Annotated in this window: 17 protein-coding genes; 4 read left to right on the forward strand and 13 right to left on the reverse strand. The window is 63.9% G+C overall.

The window, feature by feature from the left end; genetic code table 11:
* On the forward strand, positions 1-197 hold a 197-nt coding region (locus tag ABIB00_RS15760; protein ID WP_354104979.1), incomplete at its 5' end, for a hypothetical protein.
* 1 nt (position 198) lies between these two features.
* Here ABIB00_RS15760 and ABIB00_RS15765 read toward each other — a convergent pair.
* The gene (locus ABIB00_RS15765) at positions 199-1,629 is read right to left on the reverse strand and encodes an aldehyde dehydrogenase family protein (RefSeq protein ID WP_354053128.1); all 1,431 of its coding nucleotides are present in this window, start codon (positions 1,627-1,629) and stop codon (positions 199-201) included.
* A 312-nt stretch (positions 1,630-1,941) separates the two neighbouring features.
* Positions 1,942-4,305 carry a thiamine pyrophosphate-binding protein gene (locus tag ABIB00_RS15770; protein ID WP_354104980.1) on the reverse strand — a complete coding sequence of 788 codons (2,364 nt, stop codon included), beginning with the start codon at positions 4,303-4,305 and terminating at the stop codon, positions 1,942-1,944.
* Between the two features lie 135 nt (positions 4,306-4,440).
* Here ABIB00_RS15770 and ABIB00_RS15775 point away from each other — a divergent pair, with 135 nt between their 5' ends.
* The gene (locus ABIB00_RS15775) at positions 4,441-4,902 is read left to right on the forward strand and encodes an Lrp/AsnC family transcriptional regulator (RefSeq protein WP_247441329.1); all 462 of its coding nucleotides are present in this window, start codon (positions 4,441-4,443) and stop codon (positions 4,900-4,902) included.
* Positions 4,903-4,906: 4 nt separating this feature from the next.
* On the opposite strand, the gene ABIB00_RS15780 is transcribed toward ABIB00_RS15775, so the two are convergent.
* The 11 genes from ABIB00_RS15780 to ABIB00_RS15830 form a co-directional block, all read right to left on the reverse strand.
* Positions 4,907-5,986 (reverse strand): zinc-binding dehydrogenase, encoded by a 1,080-nt coding sequence (locus ABIB00_RS15780; protein WP_354053130.1) that lies wholly within the window; start codon positions 5,984-5,986, stop codon positions 4,907-4,909.
* A gap of 59 nt (positions 5,987-6,045) precedes the next feature.
* A complete protein-coding gene (locus ABIB00_RS15785; RefSeq protein ID WP_247342712.1) occupies positions 6,046-6,987 on the reverse strand; it encodes a DMT family transporter in 942 nt (313 codons plus the stop codon).
* A 186-nt stretch (positions 6,988-7,173) separates the two neighbouring features.
* Positions 7,174-8,013 (reverse strand): aldo/keto reductase, encoded by an 840-nt coding sequence (locus tag ABIB00_RS15790; protein ID WP_354104981.1) that lies wholly within the window; start codon positions 8,011-8,013, stop codon positions 7,174-7,176.
* A gap of 45 nt (positions 8,014-8,058) precedes the next feature.
* Complete coding sequence (locus ABIB00_RS15795; protein ID WP_354105143.1) at positions 8,059-8,961, reverse strand: SMP-30/gluconolactonase/LRE family protein; 903 nt, start codon at positions 8,959-8,961, stop codon at positions 8,059-8,061.
* Positions 8,962-9,231: 270 nt separating this feature from the next.
* Positions 9,232-11,937 carry a nitrate reductase gene (locus ABIB00_RS15800; RefSeq protein ID WP_354104982.1) on the reverse strand — a complete coding sequence of 902 codons (2,706 nt, stop codon included), beginning with the start codon at positions 11,935-11,937 and terminating at the stop codon, positions 9,232-9,234.
* 1 nt (position 11,938) lies between these two features.
* The gene (locus ABIB00_RS15805) at positions 11,939-13,156 is read right to left on the reverse strand and encodes an NAD(P)/FAD-dependent oxidoreductase (RefSeq protein ID WP_354104983.1); all 1,218 of its coding nucleotides are present in this window, start codon (positions 13,154-13,156) and stop codon (positions 11,939-11,941) included.
* 10 nt (positions 13,157-13,166) lie between these two features.
* Entirely contained in the window at positions 13,167-13,595 is a 429-nt protein-coding gene (locus tag ABIB00_RS15810) for a globin family protein (RefSeq protein WP_247441320.1), read from the reverse strand.
* Positions 13,596-13,714: 119 nt separating this feature from the next.
* Positions 13,715-15,094 (reverse strand): MFS transporter, encoded by a 1,380-nt coding sequence (locus ABIB00_RS15815; protein ID WP_354104984.1) that lies wholly within the window; start codon positions 15,092-15,094, stop codon positions 13,715-13,717.
* A 338-nt stretch (positions 15,095-15,432) separates the two neighbouring features.
* Complete coding sequence (locus ABIB00_RS15820; protein WP_247441314.1) at positions 15,433-16,227, reverse strand: ABC transporter ATP-binding protein; 795 nt, start codon at positions 16,225-16,227, stop codon at positions 15,433-15,435.
* Between the two features lie 12 nt (positions 16,228-16,239).
* Positions 16,240-17,136: a nitrate ABC transporter permease gene (ntrB, locus tag ABIB00_RS15825; protein ID WP_354104985.1), complete on the reverse strand. Its 897-nt coding sequence runs from the start codon at positions 17,134-17,136 to the stop codon at positions 16,240-16,242.
* Positions 17,137-17,207: 71 nt separating this feature from the next.
* A complete protein-coding gene (locus ABIB00_RS15830; RefSeq protein WP_354104986.1) occupies positions 17,208-18,527 on the reverse strand; it encodes a CmpA/NrtA family ABC transporter substrate-binding protein in 1,320 nt (439 codons plus the stop codon).
* 673 nt (positions 18,528-19,200) lie between these two features.
* On the opposite strand from ABIB00_RS15830, the gene ABIB00_RS15835 reads away from it, so the two are divergent.
* Positions 19,201-20,040: a formate/nitrite transporter family protein gene (locus ABIB00_RS15835; RefSeq protein WP_247342686.1), complete on the forward strand. Its 840-nt coding sequence runs from the start codon at positions 19,201-19,203 to the stop codon at positions 20,038-20,040.
* Between the two features lie 60 nt (positions 20,041-20,100).
* Positions 20,101-21,837 (forward strand): bifunctional protein-serine/threonine kinase/phosphatase, encoded by a 1,737-nt coding sequence (locus tag ABIB00_RS15840; protein ID WP_354104987.1) that lies wholly within the window; start codon positions 20,101-20,103, stop codon positions 21,835-21,837.
* Positions 21,838-21,874 lie beyond the last annotated feature (37 nt).

Raw genomic sequence — 21,874 nt, forward strand, 5'->3', positions numbered from 1 at the left:
CAGCGGTCGGGACGAAAAGCTGGCAGCAATCAAACAAAAAGCGGAACATCCGCCTTGACACACCAAATCCCCATGTGAGCAATCCAGACTGTCTCCGCGGAAAGATTTCTGGATTGCTTCGCTTCGCTCGCAATGACGAACAAACAAAAACGCCGGAGCGGTTTTCCACTCCGGCGTCATGTTGGTTCAAACGATAGCTTACGCCGCGTTGAAGCCGGCGACGGCCTTCACTTCGAGGAAGTCCTCGAGGCCGTACTTGCCCCATTCGCGGCCGTTGCCGGACTGCTTGTAGCCGCCGAACGGCGCGGTGCGGTCGTTGGGCACGCCTTGGAGGTTGACGTTGCCGGCGCGGATCTGGCGGCCGACCCGCTTGGCGTCCTCGACGGAAGCGCCCGTGACGTAGCCGGCCAGGCCATAGGGCGTGTCGTTGGCGATATGCACGGCCTCGGCTTCGTCCTTGGCGCCGATGATGGTCAGCACCGGTCCGAAGATTTCTTCGCGCGCGATCGTCATGTCAGGGGTGACGTCGGCGAAGATGGTCGGGCGGACATAGAAGCCCTTATTGACGCCCTCGGGCAGGCCCGGGCCGCCGGACACGAGCGTTGCGCCCTCGTCGATGCCCTTCTTGATCAGCCCCTGGATCTTGTCCCACTGGCCGCGGTTGACGACCGGACCGATGGTGGTGCCCTCGGCGCGCGGATCGCCCGCCTTGGTCTTGTCGGCGACAGCCTTCGCGATCGCGGCCACTTCCTTCATCTTCGACAGCGGCACGATCATGCGCGAGGGCGCGTTGCAGGACTGGCCGGAGTTGTTGAACATGTGCATCACGCCGCCGGTCACCGCCTTCGTGAGGTCGGCGCCTTCGAGGATGACGTTCGGCGACTTGCCGCCGAGCTCCTGGCTGACGCGCTTCACGGTCGGCGCCGCACGCTTGGCCACATCGATGCCGGCGCGGGTCGAGCCGGTGAACGAGATCATGTCGATATCGGGGTGCTCGCTCATGGCGGCGCCGACCTCGGGGCCGAGACCGTTGACGAGGTTGAACACGCCCTTCGGCACGCCGGCTTCATGGAGGATTTCCGCGAAGATCAGCGCCGAGGTCGGGGTGAACTCCGACGGCTTCAGGATCATGGTGCAGCCGGCGGCGAGCGCGGGCGCGACCTTGCAGGCGATCTGGTTGAGCGGCCAGTTCCAGGGCGTGATCATGCCGACCACGCCGACCGGCTCGCGCAGCACCATGGCGGTGCCGACCGGTTCCTCGAAATGATAATTCTTGAGCACGTCGAGCGTGGTCATGAGATGGCCGAGGCCGGCGCCGGCCTGGAGCTTTTCGGCCATCGGCAGCGGCGCGCCCATCTCGTCGGAGACGGCAGCGCCGATCTCCTTGAGGCGCCCCTTGTAGATCTCGATGACCTTGGTGAGCAGCGCGACGCGCTCGTCACGGCTGGTCTGGGAGAATGTCACGAACGCGCGCTTGGCGGCGGCGACGGCCTTGTCGACGTCGGCCTTGGAGCCCAGCGCAATGTCGTACATCGCCTCTTCCGTCGCCGGATTGACGACCGGGGTGGACTTCTTGACGGCGGGATCGACCCAGGCGCCGTCGATGTAGAACTGCATGCGATTGACCATCGTGAACCTCTTCTTGGGTATGGAGGGGGCGTTTCGGCAGGCATCCTTGCACGAAAGCGCCGGCAATTGAACCCGCCATATGCGGGGCCAGCGTTGCGGCGGACGGAGGCTATATGAGCCGATGGCGGAGGGGTGGCAAGGTGGCTGGGACGTAAGAACTTGGGTCCCGGCTCAGCGTCGCGTCATTTCATGCCGCGCCGCGTCCGGGACGCGAAACTGCAGCTCGTCGAAGCGGCTCTCGTGCCCCGGACGCAGCGCAGCGCCCTTCAGCGGTGCGCTGCTGAGCCGGGGCCCATGCGCCGGTCATTCCCACTACACCGCCATCTTCCGATGCAGCACCGGCGCGCCGGTGGTGAGGCTTTCGGCCGCATCGATGATGGCGTTGGCGTCGATGCCGTGGTGACGGTAGAGGTCGGCGATCGTGCCGGTCTGACCGAACTGCTCGACGCCGAGCGCCTCGACGCGATGGCCGCGGACGCTACCGAGCCAGCCGAGCGTCGCCGGATGCCCATCGATCACGGTGACGATGCCGCAGTCGCGCGGCAGCGGCGCGAGCAGTTTTTCGATGTGGCTGAGATGCTGCACGCCTCTCCGATCACGGCGCAATTTCCGTGCGGCGGTCCAAGCCGCATGCAGACGATCTGCGGAAGTGATCGCGAGCAGGCCGATGTCGCGCCGGCTCTCGCCGATGAAGCCGGTCGCCTCGATCGCTTCGGGCGCGACCGCGCCGGTATAGGCGATCACGAGTTCGGCATTCGGGCCAGGCTTGCGCAGCCAATAAGCCCCGTCGGTGATGCCCTGCTCCAGTTCGGGCGTCATGATCCGCTGCGCCTGCTCGATATTGCGCGTCGAGAGCCGCAAATAGACTGAGCCGCCCTCGCCCGGATCGCGCTGCATGTGGTTGAATCCCCACCCCATGATCACGGCGAGTTCGTCGACGAAGGCCGGCTCGAACGAGGCAAGGCCATCCTGCGCCATGCCGATCAACGGCGTTGCGATCGACTGGTGCGCGCCGCCTTCGGGCGCGAGCGTGATGCCTGATGGGGTCGCCGCCACCATGAAGCGCGCATCCTGGTAACAGGCATAGTTCAGCGCATCGAGACCGCGTTCGATGAAGGGATCGTAGAGCGTGCCGACCGGCAAGAGCCGCTCGCCGTTGATCTGGTGCGACAGGCCGAGCGCCGAGAGCATGATGAACAGGTTCATCTCGGCAATGCCGAGTTCGAGATGCTGGCCTTTCGGCGAAAAGTCCCAATTGAACGTGGAAGGAATTTTCTCGCTGCGGAATAAGTCCGCCTTCTCGCCGCGCGCAAACAGGCCGCGCCTGTTCACCCACGGACCGAGATTCGTCGAGACGGTGACATCAGGCGATGTCGTGACGATGCGCTTGGCAAGCTCGCTGTCGCCGCGCGCGATCTCGTTCAGCACCAGCCCAAAACCCTGCTGGGTCGACATCTGCGGCGACAGCTTGAAGGCGAGCTGCGCGGGCACCTCGATCGCAGGCGCGGTAAGCCGGCGGCCGTCCTGGTTGAACGGCACGCGCGCGAGGAAGGCATCGAGCTCGGCGGCGTCTTGCGCGAGACCCTCGTATCTGTCCCATTCGTGTCCGGGTCGGATGTTCTGGCTGTCGCGATATTTCTCCATCTGCGCGACCGTCATCAGGCCGGCGTGGTTGTCCTTGTGGCCCTGGAACGGAAGGCCGACGCCTTTGATGGTGTAGGCGATGAAGCAGACCGGGCGGTCGTGATCGATGGATTCGAACGCCTCCAGCATGCTCGCCATATCGTGGCCACCGAGGTTCGACATCAGCGCCAGCAGCTCGTCGTCGCTGCGCTTGTCGATCAGTTTTGTGATAGGTCCCTGATCGCCGATCTCGTCATGCAGGTGCTTGCGGAAGGCGGCGCCGCCCTGGAAGCACAACGCCGCGTAGAGCGCGTTCGGGCAATTGTCGATCCAGCGCTTCAACGCCTCGCCGCCGGGCTCGGCAAAGGCCTCGCGCATCAGGCGGCCGTATTTCACGATCACCACGTCCCAGCCGAAATTGCGGAACATGGTCTCGAATTTTTCCCAAAGGCCTTCGCGGACGACGGCGTCCAGCGACTGCCTGTTGTAGTCGACCACCCACCAGGTGTTGCGCAGGCCGTGCTTCCAGCCCTCCGCGAGCGCCTCGAAAATGTTGCCCTCGTCCATCTCGGCATCTCCGACCAGCGCGATCATCCGCCCTTCACGGCGATCCTTCATCCAACTATGCGCCTTGACATAGTCCTGCACCAGCGAGGCGAACAGCGTCTGCGCGACGCCGAGGCCGACCGAGCCGGTCGAGAAATCGACGTCGTCGACATCCTTGGTGCGCGAGGGATAGGACTGCGCGCCCTTGAAGCCGCGGAAGTTTTCCAGCTTCTCGCGGCTCTGCCGGCCGAACAGATACTGGATGGCGTGGAACACCGGGCTCGCATGCGGTTTCACCGCGACGCGGTCCTCAGGGCGCAACACATGGAAATACAGCGCCGACATGATGGTCGCGAGCGAGGCCGACGAGGCCTGATGTCCCCCGACCTTCAGGCCATCCGAGCTGGTGCGGACGTGGTTGGCGTGATGGATGGTCCAGGACGACAGCCACAGCGCCTTGCGGGCCAGCGCGGTCAATGTGTCGAGACGGGCGGTATCAACGGGCATGGCAACGCTCCCGGAAAACAGGTGCCACGATGATACGCCTGCGGGCTGGGCCAAATTTCTCAATTTTTCACGCGATACCTGCTAATATTGGAACGCCATACCAAAAACTATCTGGAAACCACAGGTTCTATCCCAATGCCCGCGCTAGACGCCATCGATCGAAAAATCCTCGCCCTGCTCCAGAATGACAGCCGGCTGACCATGCAGGAACTCGCCGAAAAGGTCGGACTCTCGGTCTCGCCCTGCCATCGCCGGGTCAAGCTGCTGGAGGAGCGCGGCGTCATCTCGCGCTACATCGCGACGGTCGACCAGAAGGCACTGGGGCTGCATGTCAGCGTCTTCATCTCGATCAAGCTGGCGCGGCAGAAGGAGGAGGATCTCAACCGCTTCGCACGCGCAATCTCGAAATGGGACGAGGTGCTGGAGTGCTATCTGATGACCGGCAACCGCGACTATCTGCTGCGCGTGGTCGCGGCCGACCTCGCATCCTATGAGACTTTCCTGAAAACCAAGCTCACCCGGCTCGACGGCATCGCCTCGATCGAGTCCAGCTTTGCGCTCAGCCAGGTGAAATATTCGATCGCGCTGCCGGTGTAAGGCATCACCGCGACGGCTGCACGATGATCTTGGTGTGGACTTCAGGATTGGCGAGGTCGGCGAAGGCTTTCGCAACACCGTCGATGCCGATCTCGGCCGTCACCATCGCAGCCGCATCCACCTGCCCTTCCGCGATCAGGCGCAACGACGCTGCGAATTCGTCCGGCGTGTAGCCGAGCACGTATTGAACGTTGAGCTCCTTCATGATGCCGAGCATCGGCTCGCTCCTGTCGGTCTCCATGCAGACGCCGACCACGACAATCCTCGCATCGCGCGGCGCGCCCTCGAACACCTGCTGCAACAGACCGGGCACGCCGACGCATTCGAAGATGATCGCGGGCTTCAGCGCGGGCAGCATGGCCTGCAACGGCGGCCGCGCCGCCTTCTCCGCGTCCGACATCTGCGCGTGCTCGGCCCAGGTCGCATAGGGCTGCGACTTCAGGGGATCGACGACGATGTCGGCGCCGAGCTTGGCCGCGAGCGCGCGTCGCGCCGGCGAATAGTCGGCGGCGACGATCGGATGCAGGCCCCTGATCCTGAGCGCGGCGATCACCGCAAGCCCGACCGGCCCGCAGCCGATCACGAGCGGCACCTCGCCACCTTGGATATTGGCCTTGGCCACGGCGTGAACGCCGACCGCGAGCGGTTCGGTGAGTGCAGCATGCTCCGGCGCCAGACCGTTGGGCACTTCGAGCAGCAGCGCTTCGCTCAGCAGCATCGCCTCGGCATAGCCGCCAACATTCTCGTTGGAATAACCGATGCCCTCGATGCCCTGCAGCGTCACCAGGGCCGGCAGTGAGCACACGCGCGTACCCGACTTGAGCTTGCGCGTGGTGCCGGGCCCGTAATCGACGATTTCGCAGCAGAACTCATGGCCGAACACGACGTCGCGGGTGAGGTCCATTGGCTTGCGTCCGGTCTTCCGCGCCATCTCCACCATGCGGTGGGCGTGTTGGCGTGCGTGAAGGTCTGAGCCGCAGATGCCGCAGGCGAGCGTCTTGACCAGCACTTGGCCGTTGCCCGGCTTCGGCTCAGCCATCCGGTCGACGACGATTTCACCGTTCCTGAAAATCGCAGCGCGCATCCGGCTCCTCCCTTGTTGTTGGAGCCGTTGATAGCACAAAGCGGACGCGCGAACTTGCGTCAGGGGTTCGGGGAACGCTCTTCCATTATCAGGAGCTGGGCGCGGCGGATGCGCTCGCGGTGGGCGATGTAGAGGCCGCTGGCGACGATGAAGGCCGCGCCGGTGACGGTCCAGATATCAGGCACTTCTCCGAACAGAAAGAAGCCCAAAATGCTGACCCACAGCAATTGCGTATACGAGAACGGCGCCAGCACCGAGGCATCGCCGTAGCGATAGGCCAGCACGATGATCCACTGGCCGACGGTGGACGCAACACCGATCACGATGCCAAGTCCGATCGCGGTCCAGCTCGGCGTGACCCAGACGAACGGCACCATCAGCGAGAGGATCGCAACGCCCGTCAGCGCCGAATAAGCCATCGTGGTGAGGACGGCTTCGCGGCCGCTTATCATGCGCGTCAGGATCAGCGCGGCGGCCCAACAGAACGCCGAGACGATCGGGAAGAACGCGGCGGCGTGAAACGCGCTGGAGCCCGGACGCAGGATGATCATCACGCCGGTCAGGCCGATCGCGGTGGCGATCCAGCGGCGCATGCCCACCTTCTCGCTCAGGAAGATGATCGAGAGCGCGGTGACGAACAGCGGCGAGACGAAGCCGGTGGCGGAGGCTTCCGCGATCGGCAGGAAGCTCAAACCGGTGATGAAGAACAGCGAAGAGCCGAGCAGTGCCGCGCCGCGCATCAGTTGCAGGCCGAGGCGCTCGGTGCGCATCGCATGGAACGGCGAGCCCGGCAGCATCACCGGCGTGAACATCAGCGCGAACGTCACGAAGCGGATCCAGGTGATCTCGATCGACGGCAGGCTCGACGACAGATATTTCGCGGTGACATCGGAGCAACCGAGAAAGATCGTCGACAGCAGCACCAGCGCGATACCCTTGAAGGGATGATCGACGCGCGCAGGCGCGCGGCGCACCTGCTGCTTCTTTTCCGGCATGGGCATGGGAATACTGTCGAGCCTTGCGGCTACGGCGGGCGGCGGTGTCACGGCAGGAACCTAGGAAATGCGAATCGGGAATGATCCTTAAAAACGATAATTGCGCCGCTTTCACAACTTCCGAAAACAGGATGCCGATATGCGCTCACGCCCGCGCGCGTCAATACTCCATTAATAATAGGCTTTTGTGCACTACAGCATGGGCAGGCTGCGCGGCTTTGCACCGCGCGGAAACGCCGCATCGAGCGCCGCAATCTCGTCTTTCGTCAGCACGAGATCACCGGCCGCTGCATTTTCGCCGGCATGTCCCGCAGAGGACGCCTTCGGGATCGCGAACACCGTAGTTGCACGGGTGAGGAAGCTCAGCGCGACTTGGCGCGGCGTCGCGCGACGCGCCTCCGCTATGCCCGCCAACACGGCGCCGCCCTTGCTGTTGCTCGTAGGGAAATCGTCGTGGCCGAACGGCGAATAGGCGACCACAGCGACGCCATGCTGTTCGCACCACGGGATCACCGCGTGCTCGATCGCGCGTTCCTTCAGATGATAGAGCACCTGATTGCAGGCGATCTTGCCTTCGCCGGCAATTTCGAGGATCTCGTCGAGATCGTCGGCGTCGAAATTGGAGACGCCCCAGGATTTGATCTTGCCGGTCTTCACCAGTTCCTCGAACGCGGCGACGGTGTCCTCCAGCGGATACGAGCCACGCCAGTGCAGGAGATAGCAATCGAGCCGATCAGTCTTCAGCCGCTTCAGCGAGCGCTCACAGGCGGTGATGGTTCCGCCGCGCGAAGCGTTGCTTGGCAGCACCTTTGAGACCAGGAACACGTCGTCGCGCCGGCCCGTGATCGCATCGGCAATGACGAGTTCGGCATCACCATACATCTCGGCGGTGTCGATGTGAGTCATGCCGAGATCGAGCCCGCGCTGAAGCGCCGTGATCGCGCGCTTGCGATCGCCATGATCGAGATACCAGGTGCCCTGCCCGATCACGGAGACGGCGGCGCCGGTTTTGCCGAAAGGTTTTGTGTTCATGTCTGCTCCGATACCGCTCTTTCGCTCAGGCAACCGCCGTCATGCTCAAGAGTTCAATCCGCTGATATCAGCGACCAGCACGCTGCCGGTCCCGGACTCCGTGATATAGAGCCGATCTTTCTTTGCGCCACCGATTGCGACGTTGGTGCAATTCGGCCCCGCGCACGATTTGATCCGCGCGATCAATTCGCCGTTCGGCGCGAACACGAAGACATGGCCAAGCGAAGCGTGCCCGACGAACAGGCGGCCCTTGGCATCCATGGTCATGCCGTCGGGGCCGCTGGTGCCGAACAGCGAGCAGAAGCGGCCGACCTTGGACATGCTGCCGTCCTCCATGAACGGCAACCGCCACACCGAATTGTCGCGCGTCATCGCGACGAACAGCACCGCTTCGGTCGGATCGAGCACCAGGCCATTCGGGCTGATGCCGGTGTCGATCAGGCAATCGAGCCGGCCGCTTTGTGTCAGGCGATAGACGCGGCCGCTGGGGTCATGCAGGCCGGTCTGGCCCTGGTCGGTGAAATAGATGTCGCCGTTGGAGGCGAGATGCAGATCGTTGCAGCCGCGAAACGATTCCGAATTGCGTGCAGTCAGGACAGGCTTGATGCGGCCGTCCTTGGCGTCGAACTCCATGATGCCGTACCTGTAGTCGGCGACCATGATGCGGCCGTCGGCCGCGATCTTCAATCCGTTCGGCCAGCCCTCATATTCGATCGCGACCGACCATTCGCCATCGGGCGCGATGCGGAAGATGCGGCCGAAGGGAATGTCGACGATGTAGAGATTGCCATCCTTGTCGAACGACGGTCCTTCGATGAAGGAGTCCGTCGGCACACCCGGCCGGTTGGCATCGGCCCAATCCGTCCGCTCGCCTTTGCGGCGGAACCTGTCGGGCATTGCGGAGAACAGCTTGGTTTCGATCAGGCGCGGCGGCGTTTCCAGGTACATCATTGTTATTTTTGTCGTTGTTGATGGGAGATCGCGGCAACATAAGGCACAATCGAGGGCGCGTCGATTGGGCGGAGGGCATGGCGGCGTACCTAGCCATACCGCTCTCGTGTCCCGGACGCGCTGCAAAGCCCCCTGCGTTGCTGCGCAGAGCCGGGACCCAGAAAGGCCCACACAGACCTCCGCGCGATGGGCCCCGGCTCTGCAGCGCATCACTTCGTGCTGCGCAGCGTCCGGGGCACGAGACCGTCTCTTGGTCTGGAGAGACCCCTACCCCGCCGCGCTCGCGACCTTGGCCTGCTTCGCAGGCGCAACCTCCGTCGTCGCAATCAGCCGCTTCAGCTCGGGGATGCAGGAGCCGCAATTGGTGCCGGCCTTGAGCTTTGCGCCGATCTCGGCGGCCGTGCGCGCGCCGGCAGCGATGCTGTCGCAGATGGTGCCGCGTCCGATGCCGAAGCAGGCGCAGACGACAGGGCCGGTCGAGGCGGCACCTTCGTTGGACTTGCCGGAGAGCAGCATGCGGCGCTGCTCGTCGGTGACGTGGTCGGCCACGAACAGGCTCTTCACCACCTCCCAATCCCCGGCGTCATGCGCGGGGCCGACGAACAGGCAGGTTTCGATGCGGTCGCCCGCAAACGACGCCGCGCGATAGACGCCGCCGCCGAAGTCACGATAGTCGGCGACATCCTCGCCGGCAACGCCACCGAGCCAGGCCGGCCAGCGCGACAGATCCGCATTGTCGGCGAAGAGATAGCCAAAGCCGCCGCCGACCTTGACGCGGGTCCACATCAGGTTCGACGGTAGATCGAGCTGTTTGCGCGACAACGCAAAGCCGCGGAACACGTATTCATATGGCGCGATCGCCGCCGGCGTCGCCTTCGATTCCGGCTGCCCCGAGAACGGATCGGTGAACGGTGCGACCAGCGCACCGACACGACCGTGGGAGGCGTTCATCGCACTCCAGTGGATCGGCGCGAACAGCGTGCCGCGCTGCTGCCGCTCGCTGACGACGACCTTGAGGGTGCACTGACCGTAGTCGGTGGTGACGCGGGCATAGCCGTCTTGGACGATGCCGTATCTGCCGGCGTCATCGGGATGAATCTCGACGAACGGCTCCGGCAGATGCGCGCCGAGCCGCTGGCTGAGACCCGTACGCGTCATGGTGTGCCACTGATCGCGAATGCGCCCGGTGTTGAGGCGCAGCGGCCGCGACGGCCCGGTCTCGCCACGCAGCGCCGGCACCTCCGGCGCGACGAAGCGGCCCTTGCCGTCATTGGTGAAGAAGCCGCCCTGCGCGAAGAACCGTTCGACGGGCGCCTCGCCTTCGCGCGCGGGCCACTGCACCGGCTTCAAGGCGTCAAAGGCCTCGTCCGACAGCGACGTCAGCGCGCCGATGTCGAAATCGCGGCTGCCGTCGTTCTCGAACGTCGAGAGCGCGGCGTGCTCGCGGAAGATATCGGCCGCCGATTTGTAGTTGAAGCTGTCGCCGAAGCCGAGTCGCCTTGCGGTCTCGCTCAGGATCCACCAGTCCGGTCTTGCCTCGCCTGGCGCAGGCAGGAAGGAGCGCTGGCGCGAGATGCGGCGTTCGGAATTGGTCACGGTGCCCGACTTCTCACCCCAGGCGAGCGCCGGCAGCAGCACGTGCGGGCCGGCATCGACCGTGTCGTTCGAGAGCACGTTCTCGGACACCACGAACAGCTCGAGTTTCGTCAGCGCCTCGCGCACGAAGTCCGCATCGGGCAGCGACACTGCCGGGTTGGTGCCCATCACCCACAGCGCCTTGACCTCGCCGCGGTTGATGGCTTCGAACAGCTGCACTGCCTTCAACCCCTCATGGGTGGCGATGCGCGGCGCCTTCCAGAACCGCCGCACGCGGTCGATGTCCGGCGGCGTGAAGTTCATATGCGCGGCGAGCTGGTTGGCGAGGCCGCCGACCTCGCGGCCACCCATCGCGTTGGGCTGGCCGGTGAGCGAGAACGGTGAGGCGCCCGGCTTGCCGATGCGGCCGGTGGCGAGGTGACAGTTCAGGATCGCGTTGACCTTGTCGGTGCCCTGCGCCGACTGATTGACGCCCTGCGAATACAGCGTGACGACGCGCTCGGTGTCACGGAACATCTTGAAGAAGGCGGCGACGTCCTGCTCGGAGAGGCCGGTCGCAAGCGCAGTCGCAGTCACGCCGCTGGCGATGCTGCGCGCACGCGCCAGTGCGTCGTCAAAGCCCGACGTGTTTTGCGCGATGTAGTCCTGATCGAGCGCACCATTATCGGCGAGATGAACGAACAGTCCGGAGAACAGCGCCGTGTCGGTGCCGGGCTTGAGGCCGAGAAACAGATCGACGTCGGTCGCGGTGTCGGTGCGGCGCGGATCGATCACGATCATGCGCGCGCCGCGCTCCTGCCGGTTCTTCAGCATGCGCTGGAACAGCACCGGATGGCACCAGGCCGCATTCGAGCCAACGAACACGAGGAGATCGGCCTGGTCGAGGTCCTCATAGCAGCCGGGCACCGTGTCGGCGCCGAAGGCGCGGCGGTGACCGGCGACCGAGGACGACATGCAGAGCCGCGAATTGGTATCGACATTGGCCGTGCCGACAAAGCCCTTCATCAGCTTGTTGGCGACGTAATAGTCCTCGGTCAGCAGTTGGCCCGAGAGATAGAACGCGACCGCGTCGGCACCGTCGCGCGCGACGATGTGCTGCATGCGGTGGGCGACGTGGTCGAGCGCATCGCTCCAGGCGACGCGTTCGAGCACGCCCTTGCAGCGGATCATCGGATAGAGCAGCCGGCTTTCGAGCCCGACAGTCTCGCCGAGCGCCGAGCCCTTCGAGCACAGCCGGCCGAAATTGGCGGGATGATCGGGATCGCCCGCGATCGCCGCGCCGCCGTTGCCGTCCGGCGTCGCCAGCACGCCGCAGCCGACGCCGCAATACGGACAGGTCGTCTTGGTGGCGCGGAGCGTGGGATCGATCGCGGTCATATCAGGCTGCTTTCGAGGGACGCGCGAGCGCGCGGCCGAACACCATGTCGGTGCGGATCGCCGCCACCTTTTCGCGGTTGCGGATCAGTTCGAGATACCAGAGCGCATCGACAGTATCGCCGATCAGCACAGCGCCGGTGAGCCGGCCGTCGGCGATGACGAGCTTCTTGTAGGTACCGCACCTGCGATCGGTGAGCACGAGACTCTCGCTGCCCTCCCCGCCCATGAAGTCACCGGCGGAGAACACGCTGACGCCTGACACTTTCAGATTGGTCGAGACTACGCTGCCCTGATAGGCCGCAGGCCGGCCGGCAAGATGCCGCGCCAGCACGCGCGCCTGCTCGTAGGCAGGCTCGACGAGGCCGTAACAGGTGCCGCGATGCTCGGCGCATTCGCCGAGCGCGTAGATATCGGGTGACGCCGTCTGCATCTCGTCGTTGACGACGATGCCGCGGTTGACTGCGATGCCGGCGTCCTTGGCGAGCGCAGTATTGGGCCTGATGCCGGCGGCGAAGATCACGGCATCTGCCTCGATGCGGCTGCCATCGGCAAGCTCGACCCCTTCGACCTGGCCCTCGCCATGGATACGGACCGTGGAGGCATTGAGCAGGATGCGAATGCCCTTGCGCTCGACCAGCGTCTTGAGCAGGTCCGCAGCGGGCGCATCGAGCTGGCGCTCCATCAGCCGGTCCATCAGATGCAGCAGCGTCACAGGCGCTCCGGCCTTGGCGAGGCCGTAGGCCGCTTCGAGTCCGAGCAGACCGCCGCCGACCACGACGACGCGCTTCTTCGCCGCTGCCAGCGTCAGCAGCAGATCGACGTCGCGGGTGTCGCGGAAGGTGTGCACGCCCGCGAGATCGGCGCCCGGCACGTTGAGCCGCAGCGGCGTCGAGCCGATGGCGAGCACGAGCTTGGAATATTCCATGCTCTCTTCGCCCTCGATCTTGAGCTCGCGTCGGCCGGTGTCGATCTCGGTGACGCGATAGCCGTAGCGCACCGTGACGCCGCGATGGCGCCACCAGTCGGCAGGTCTCAGCTCGATCTCGTGCGAACCGGTCTCGCCGGCCAGCACGGAGGAGAGCAGCACGCGGTTGTAAGCGAGCCGTGGTTCATCGCCGATAACGGCAACCGCGTAGCGGCCGAGTGCGGTCTTGGCGAGCTCGTCGACAAGGCGCGCGGCCGCCATACCGTTACCAACGATGACGAGTGGCTCACTCACAAGGCGTCTCCTATTCGGCGGCCTGCGCCTGGGCGCCATAGGCCTCGGAAATCATGTAGCCGGACAGCACGCCATAGGCGTCAGTCCAGGCGGTAGCGAGTTCGGGCGTCCAGGCCTCGCCGAGCCCCTTCTCCAGGGTCCACAGCAAGGTCGCGCCGACTACGGGATAGTGCTCGGCCTTGGCACCATAGGCGACGTGACGCTTCGCCAGCGCTGAGGCCGCGGGAAGAATCGAGTCCAGGTTTGACAGGCCTCCGACGACGGCAGCGAGCATGCCCATCAGCTTCTTGCGCTGCTCGGTCATATCCTCGGGAAACATCGCGCGCACGGATGGTGCGACCTCGAACAGGCGATCGTAGAACAGCACCGCGGCCTGCGCGGAAATCGGCGCGACCTTGGCAAAGCTCTGCTGGACGAGGGCGATCTGTTCTGGCGTCATGATGTTCTCCTGCCTGTTGGGTTTGCCTTGGTGCGCGCCGTTGCGAACCAGGTTCATGATCAAACTGTCCGGCAATGCTTCTCCCCGCGTACGGAGAGAAGCGAGATTCGTACCAAGTGTTACACGCGCGCCCCGGCAAGGCTTGACACGCCTTCACCCTGCGGGCTGCGACGCAGATAGAACCACCAGGTCAGCGCGAGGCAGGAGGCGTAGAAACCGAGATAGATCGCGAGCGCGAGCTGCGGTCCTCCCGTCAGCGCGATCGACTTGCCGAAGCCGGTCGGGATCAGATAGCCGCCGACGGCGCCGACCGCGCCGATGAAGCCGACCGCCGCACCGCTCTCGATGCTCGCCGTCTTCAAGGCGAGCGCGCGCTCCGCATCGCCCTTGCCGCGCACCCTGAACAGATTCTGCTCGCGGAAGATCGAGGGGATCATGCGGTAGGTCGAACCGTTGCCGATGCCCGTCGTCACGAACAGGACCAGGAACATCGACAGGAAGCCGATAAAGTCCTTCTGCCCGACGAAGTAGAGCACGCCGACCGTGGCGCCTGCCATCACGATGAAATTCCAGAACGTGATGACCGACCCACCGATCTTGTCGGCAAGCCAGCCGCCGAGCGGCCGCGACAACGAGCCGACCAGCGGCCCCAGGAATGCGATCGCAATCGTGACTTGCGGAAACTGCGTCTTGATCAGCAGCGGAAACGCAGCCGAGTAGCCGATGAACGAGCCGAACGTGCCGATATAGAGATACGCCATGATCCAGGTGTGCTTGCGCTTGACCACCGCGAGCTGGTTCCTGATCGACGACTTGGCCGTGGTCAGGTTGTTCATGAAGAACACCGCGCCGAACACCGCGATCGCGATCGGCAGCACCCACATCAGGCCGGCGTTTTGCAGGAAGACACCGTCGACGGGGGTTGCCTGGAACAGGTTGATGACGGCGAGCGTCATCAGGATCGGGGTCAACAGCTGCACGCTGGAGACGCCGATATTGCCGCCGGCGGCATTCAGGCCCAGCGCCCATCCCTTCATCCGGTCGGGAAAGAAGAAGGAGATGTTGGTCATGCTGGACGCGAAATTGCCGCCGCCGAGGCCGGCGGTCGAGGCAATCAGCAGCATCAGCCAGAACGGCGTGTCGGGCTGGCTCACGAAGTAGGCGAGCGAAAGCGTCGGAATGAACAGGATCGCGGCACTGAAGATGGTCCAGTTGCGGCCGCCGAAGGTCGTCACCGCGAAGGTGTAGGGAAAGCGCATCAACGCGCCGATCAGCCCGGGCACTGCGACGAGCTGGAACAGCTGGTCGGTGGTGTAGTGGAAGCCCGCCTGCGGCAGCTTGGTGGTGACGATGCTCCAGATCAGCCAGACCGAGAAGCCGATATGCTCGGCCACGATCGACCAGACCAGGTTGCGTCGCGCGATAGTCTTGCCAGTCGCATTCCAGAACGCCTCATCTTCGGGGCGCCATTCGGAAATCCACGTCGGATCCTTCGTCATTACATTATCCCTTCCAGGCTCACCGCTGCGTCGTTGCAGGCTCTGCCCCCGGCCACGGAGGCGCGCTCCGAGGCTTCACCCCGGCGGCGAGTTGCGATGCTGATTGATGATGTTGAGGGACGGCGTCGTTGGCGTCGCGGTTGGTGTTTCAATTTCCGTGCCAACTGCGCGCATTCCGGAAACGCAGGAAATTCAGAAGCTTGTTCGTATTGCTTCAAATTTTTGCAGGACTATTTCGCACGCAAATTTTGCGATTCGCTCAATCCCTGTGCGGCGCACAAGGATTGAGCTTGATGATTCAAAATTAGGCGCGGCGTTAGCACCTGTTGGTGACGCGTTTACGCGGCTTCGACGAAGCGATGACGCTCATAGAGGAATTCGAGCACGCGCTGCCGGCACTTCAGATAAGCGGCGTTGGTCGCGAGTTCGAGCCGCTTGCGTGGACGCGCCAGCGGCACCTCCAGCACCTCGCCGATGCGCGCGCTCGGCCCGTTCGTCATCATGACGATGCGGTCGGACAACAGCACGGCCTCGTCGACGTCGTGCGTGATCATCAAGATGGTGTTGCCTAGCTTCTGATGCAGCGCCATCACGGAGTCCTGCAAGTGCGCGCGGGTCAGCGCGTCGAGCGCGCCGAACGGCTCGTCGAGCAGCAGCACCTTGGGCTCCATCGCAAGCGCGCGGGCAATGCCGACGCGCTGCTTCATGCCGCCGGAGATTTCCGAGGGCCGCTTGTCCTTGGCGTGGGCCATCTGCACGAGGTTGAGATTGTGCATGACCCATGCGTCGCGTTCGGCGCGCTTCTTGGTCTTGGCGAAGACCTTGTCGACGCCGAGCCTGACGTTCTCGTACACCGTCAGCCACGGCAGCAGGCTGTGGTTCTGGAACACCACTGCGCGATCCGGACCCGGCGAGTTCACCTCGCGGTTCTCCAGCAGTACGCCGCCGGTGGTGGCGGTGGTCAATCCTGCGATGATGTTGAGCAGGGTCGACTTGCCGCAACCGGAATGGCCGATGATCGAGACGTATTCGCCCTTCTCGATCGTCAGGTTGATCTCCTTCAACACCTCGGTCGTGGCCGCGCCGCGGGTGAAGACCTTGTCGATGTGGTCGAGCTTCAAATAGGCGGTCATGTGCTTTCCCCTTCAGTTCGGCGCGGTGCCGCGGGTGACGATCTTGCCGACGCCCGCAATCAGGCGGTCGAGCACGAAGCCGATGATGCCGACATAGAACAGCGCCAGGATGATCTCGCTGATATGCGAGGAATTCCACGCGTCCCAGATGAAGAAGCCGATGCCGACACCGCCGATCAGCATTTCCGCGGCCACGATCGCGAGCCAGGACAAGCCGATGCCGATGCGAAGCCCCGTGAAGATGTAGGGCGCGGCGGCCGGGATCATGATCTTGGCGAAGAACTCGAGCGGATTGAGCTGCACCACCGCGGCGACGTTGCGGTAGTCCTGCGGGATGTTGCGGACGCCGACCGCGGTGTTGATGATGATCGGCCAGATCGAGGTGATGAAGATGACGAAGATCGCCGAGGGCTGGCCGTCGCGGAACGCCGCGAGCGACAGCGGCAACCAGGCCAGCGGCGGAATCGTGCGCAAGACCTGAAACAACGGATCGAGCCCGCGCATGGCCCAGACCGACTGGCCGACCAGGACGCCGAGCGCAATGCCGGCGACGGCGGAGAGCGAATAGCCGAGCGCGACGCGCTGGAGACTGGCTGAGAGATGCCAGAACAGACCCTTGTCGATGCCGCCGTGATCGAAGAACGGATCGAGGATCAGTTCCTTGGTGTCCTTGAAGACTTTCGACGGCGGCGGCAGCGCCGAGCCGGCGCGGCGGCAGACCAGCTCCCATACCAGCATCAGCAGTGCGACCACGACGAGCGGCGGGATCACGCGCACGGCGGTCTCCCGCGCCATCCGCGCGTAGGTCTCGCCGCGCGGCGGCCCCTTCGGTGTCATCGCGACGACCGGCGCGGCGGTACCCGTCGGGGTCGCGGTCTCAATGTCCATCTTCGTGGCAGGCATGTTCATCGCTATCTCTCCGGCTCCGGATCTCGGCTTTCCAAGACGATGCGGCCGCCTCACGGCAGCCGCAGGCTCCATCAGACTTCGACGCGCTTGATCGCGAGCGACTTCAGATAGGCGGCCGGATTTTCGGGGTCGAACACCTTGCCGTCGAAGAAGGTTTCCTTGCCGCGCGAGGTGGAGGCCGGGACATCGGCAGTAGCGACGCCCAGCGTCTTGGCCGCATCGCGCCACATGTCCTCGCGGTTGACCTTGGCAATGAGCGCCTTGGTGTCGAAATTCGCCGCGTACTTGCCCCAGCGGATGTCTTCGGTGAGGAACCAGAGATCATGGCTCTGGAACGGATAGGAGGCCTGGTCCTTCCAGAAGCGCATCTGCTGCGGCGAATTGTCGACGATGCGACCGGTGCCGTAGTCGAACTTGCCTTTCATGCGATCGGTGATGTCCTCAACCGGGCAGTTGATCCACTGGCGCTTGGCGCAGATCACTGCGGCTTCCTCTCGGTTCTCGGCCTTCTCCGACCATTGCTGGGCTTCCATCACCGCCATCAGCAGCGCCTTCGCCGCCTTCGGGTATTTGTCGACCCAGGCCGCGCGCATGCCGAACGACTTTTCGGGATGCTTGTCCCATAGCTCGCCGGTGGTGATCGCGGTGTAGCCGATCTCCTGGTGGATCAGCTGGAGGTTCCAGGGCTCACAGACGCAGAAGCAGTCCATGGTGCCGACCTTCATATTGGCCACCATCTGAGGCGGCGGCACCACGATGGTCTCGATGTCCTTGTCGGGATCGATCCCGCCGGCAGCGAGCCAGTAGCGGATCCAGAGATCATGGGTGCCGCCGGGAAAGGTCATCGCGGCCTTCACGGACTTTCCCGAGGCCTTCTTCTTCTCCAGCGCGGTCTTGAAGGGCGCGGTGTCGATGCCGACCTTGAGGTCCGCATATTCCTTGGCGACCGAGATGCACTGACCGTTCAGGTTCAGGCGCGCCAGAATGTACATCGGCGTGGGCTGGTTGTTCTGCGTCACCTTGCCGGCCGAGATCAGATACGGCATCGGGGTCAAGATGTGCGCGCCGTCGATGCCATTGCCTTCGGAGCCGAGCACGAGATTGTCACGCGTGGTGCCCCAGGAGGCCTGCTTCTGGACCTCGACATCGGGCATGCCGTATTTGGCGAAGATGCCCTTCTCCTTCGCGACGAACAGCGGGGTCGCGTCGGTGAGGGCGATGAAGCCGAGCTTGGCGCCCTGGACCTCGGGGCCGGCGTCCTGCGCGAAAGCGCCGGCGGGGCAATTCAGCTTGGCAGCGGCGAGGAGTGCGGCGGTCGAGCCGGCAGCCTTCAACAATTGACGGCGGTTCAGGCCGATCGTTTCCGAGGGCCGGCGGGTGCGCTTGGTCATTGGCGGTGTCGTCCTTTGCGTCGTTGCAGAATGATTGCGTCAGTGCACGCGAGCAGCCCGTCCGTCCGTGACCCCAAAAAAGGCCCATGCGAACGCGCGACGGGGAAACCCCCGTCTGGTGGCGTCACAAATCGGATGAGAAGTCTCGCGGGACGGCTTCAATGGCGTCGGCTGGGAACTATTCAAGCTTCGTGCCAAGCCCAAAGCAGCGAAAAGCGACGCCATTTCATAATGTTATGTGCAGCGCGCCAGTCTGTCGCAGGCTTAGTCCGCACGCGAAATTTGCGACCTGCTCAATCCTTGTGCGGCGCACAAATACTATGCAGCGGCTCAAGCATAAGGCCACGGAGTGCGTCGAAATCTGAACCGTGGCGATGGTATCTAATTGATATCGCTAACTCTTTTCAAGCTGCAGGCCCGGCACGCAAATTGCTTCTTCCATCACGTCAACGAAGACTGCGGCTTTGCCGCATGGTTGCAGCCGCTGGCGGCCGCAACGAGGAAGCTCAACTGCTTCGCGGCCCTTCCCGGCTCGGTCGTCGTGACGCGATTCCCAAGGCTTCCGAAACCATTCCAAGCCCTCGTGCGCGGCAGGCAGCCCGCACGGCCAATGACGTTCAATCGCTCTCGCAGGAGGGCGTGATCTCTCTTACGAAGCAAAAGGAAACCATCGATGTCGTATCTCGCGCCTTCGGAATTCGTCACCAAGATGGTGGATGCGGGCGAGTCCAAGATATTCATGTCCACCCGGGATACCATCATCCGCGCTTATATGGCCGGCGCCATCCTCACGCTCGGCGCATGGTTCGCCATCACGATCAACGTCAACACCGGCCAGCCGCTGGTCGGCGCGATGCTGTTTCCGGTCGGCTTCATCATGCTGTACCTGCTCGGCTTCGATCTGCTCACCGGCGTGTTCGTGCTCTCACCGCTCGCCCTGATCGACAAGCGTCCCGGCGTCACGCTTGGCGGCGTGCTGCGCAACTGGGGCCTCGTCTTCGTCGGCAACTTCGGCGGCGCCCTCACCGTCGCCTTCATGATGGCTTTCGTCACGACGTTCGGTTTCACGCAAGAGCCCGACAAGGTCGGCGCGGCCATCGGAAATATCGGCGAAGGCCGAACGCTCGGCTACGCCGCGCATGGTGCCGCCGGCATGGCGACCCTGTTCATGCGCGGCATGCTCTGCAACTGGATGGTCTCGACCGGCGTCGTCGGCGCCATGATCTCGACCTCGGTCCCCGGCAAGGTCATCGCGATGTGGATGCCCATCATGCTGTTCTTCTACATGGTGTTCGAGCATTCCGTCGTGAACATGTTCCTGTTTCCCTCGGGCCTGATGCTGCACGCGAAGTTCTCGATCATGGACTATCTGATCTGGAACGAGATCCCGACCGTGCTCGGCAATCTCGTCGGCGGCCTCGCCTTCACTGGCATGACCCTCTACACCACGCACGTCATGACCAAGCCGAAGCGGCAGGCCGGCAAGGCCGCGCCGACCCGCGTTGCGGCCTGATCGAAAACGTCTCGACAGGGGAGCCTCGTCCGACCAGGGTGAGGCTCCCCTTTGCCGGTGATGACAATGACCCGCGGACTTCAGATCTCGGTCGGCCAGCATTCCGACAAGGGTCGCAAGCCCATCAACCAGGATTTTCACGGCGTCCTCGTTCCGGACGAGCCGATGCTCAGCCTGAAGGGCATTGCGGCCGTCCTCGCCGACGGCATCTCCAGCAGCACGGTGAGCCAGATCGCCAGCGAGTCGGCGGTCAAGAGCTTCCTGATGGACTATTACTGCACGTCGGAATCCTGGACGGTGAAGACCTCCGCCCGCCGCGTGCTGGATGCCACCAATTCCTGGCTGCACGCGCAGACGCGCAAGAGCCAATATGCCTATGACCGCGACAAGGGCTATGTCTGCACCCTGAGCGCCATGGTCATCAAGGCGACCACCGCTCACATCTTCCACGTCGGCGACTGTCGCGTCTATCGCGTCGCCGGCAAGGCGCTCGAGCAGCTGACCGACGATCACCGGATCATCGTGTCGTCGGAGCAAACCTATCTCGGCCGCGCGCTCGGCATCAATCCGCAGCTCGAGATCGACTACCAGAGTTTCGAAATCGAGACTGGCGACACTTTCCTGCTGGCGACCGACGGCGCCTATGAATTCGTCGACGCGCGTTTCATCACGAGCGCGCTCAGCGAGCATGCAGCCGGGCTCGATGGGGCGGCGAAAGCGATCGTCGAGGAAGCCTACCGGCGCGGCAGCGACGACAACATCACGGTCCAGATCCTCCGCATCGATGCGGTGCCGCAGCGCGAGCCAGCCGGCATCTTCAACCAGACCTCCCAACTGCCGCTTCCCCCGTTGCCGGAGCCACGGGCAATCTTCGACGGTTACAGGATCGTCCGCGAAATCCACGGCAGCAGCCGCAGTCACATCTACCTTGCCGTCGATGCAGTAACCGAAGAGCCGGTCGCGCTGAAGCTTCCGTCGATCGATTTGCGCGACAATGCCGCCTATTTGAAGCGCTTCCTGATGGAGGAGTGGATCGCGCGCCGGATCGACAGCCCGCACGTGCTGAAGCCGCTATCGCAGTCGAAACGGCGCAGCTATCTGTACGTTGCCACCGAATTCGTCGAAGGTCAGACCTTGCGGCAATGGATGACGGACAATCCACGCCCCGATCTCGAAACCGTCCGCGGACTGGTCGAGCAAATCGCCGCGGGCCTGCGCGCCTTCCACCGCATGGAAATGCTGCATCAGGACCTCAGACCCGACAACATCCTCATCGACAAGACCGGGACCGCGAAGATCATCGACTTTGGATCAGTCAGGGTGGCAGGCGTCGCGGAGGCCGCGCCGCAGGACGAGGCCGACGAAATTCTGGGAACGGTCCAGTACACGGCGCCGGAATATTTTCTTGGGCAGGGCGGCTCGCCGCGCTCCGACATGTTTTCGCTGGCCGTGATCTGCTACCAGATGCTGACGGGAAAGCTTCCCTATGGCACCCAAATCGCCAGTATCCGGCGCAAGGCGGATGTGCGGAGGCTCAAATATCGCCCGGCCAACGACGACAGCAACGTGCCTGCGTGGGTCGACGGCGCGCTCAGACGTGCGCTCCATCCGGATCCCTACAAGCGGCACGAGGATCTGTCCGAATTTGTCTTCGAGCTTCGCTCGCCCAATCCGGCCTATCTCGACACGCGGATCACGCCCTTGCTGGAGCGCAGCCCGCTGATGTTCTGGAAATTGACCACGGCGGCGCTCGCCTGCGTCGTCGTGGTCCTGCTTGCGATGTTGCACGCGCGCTGATCAAGGGTGTAGCCACGCACGTTGTCGCGATGGGACG

It is taken from the genome of Bradyrhizobium sp. LB14.3 (genome assembly GCF_040547985.1).
In the GTDB taxonomy this organism is placed as follows: Bacteria; Pseudomonadota; Alphaproteobacteria; order Rhizobiales; family Xanthobacteraceae; genus Bradyrhizobium.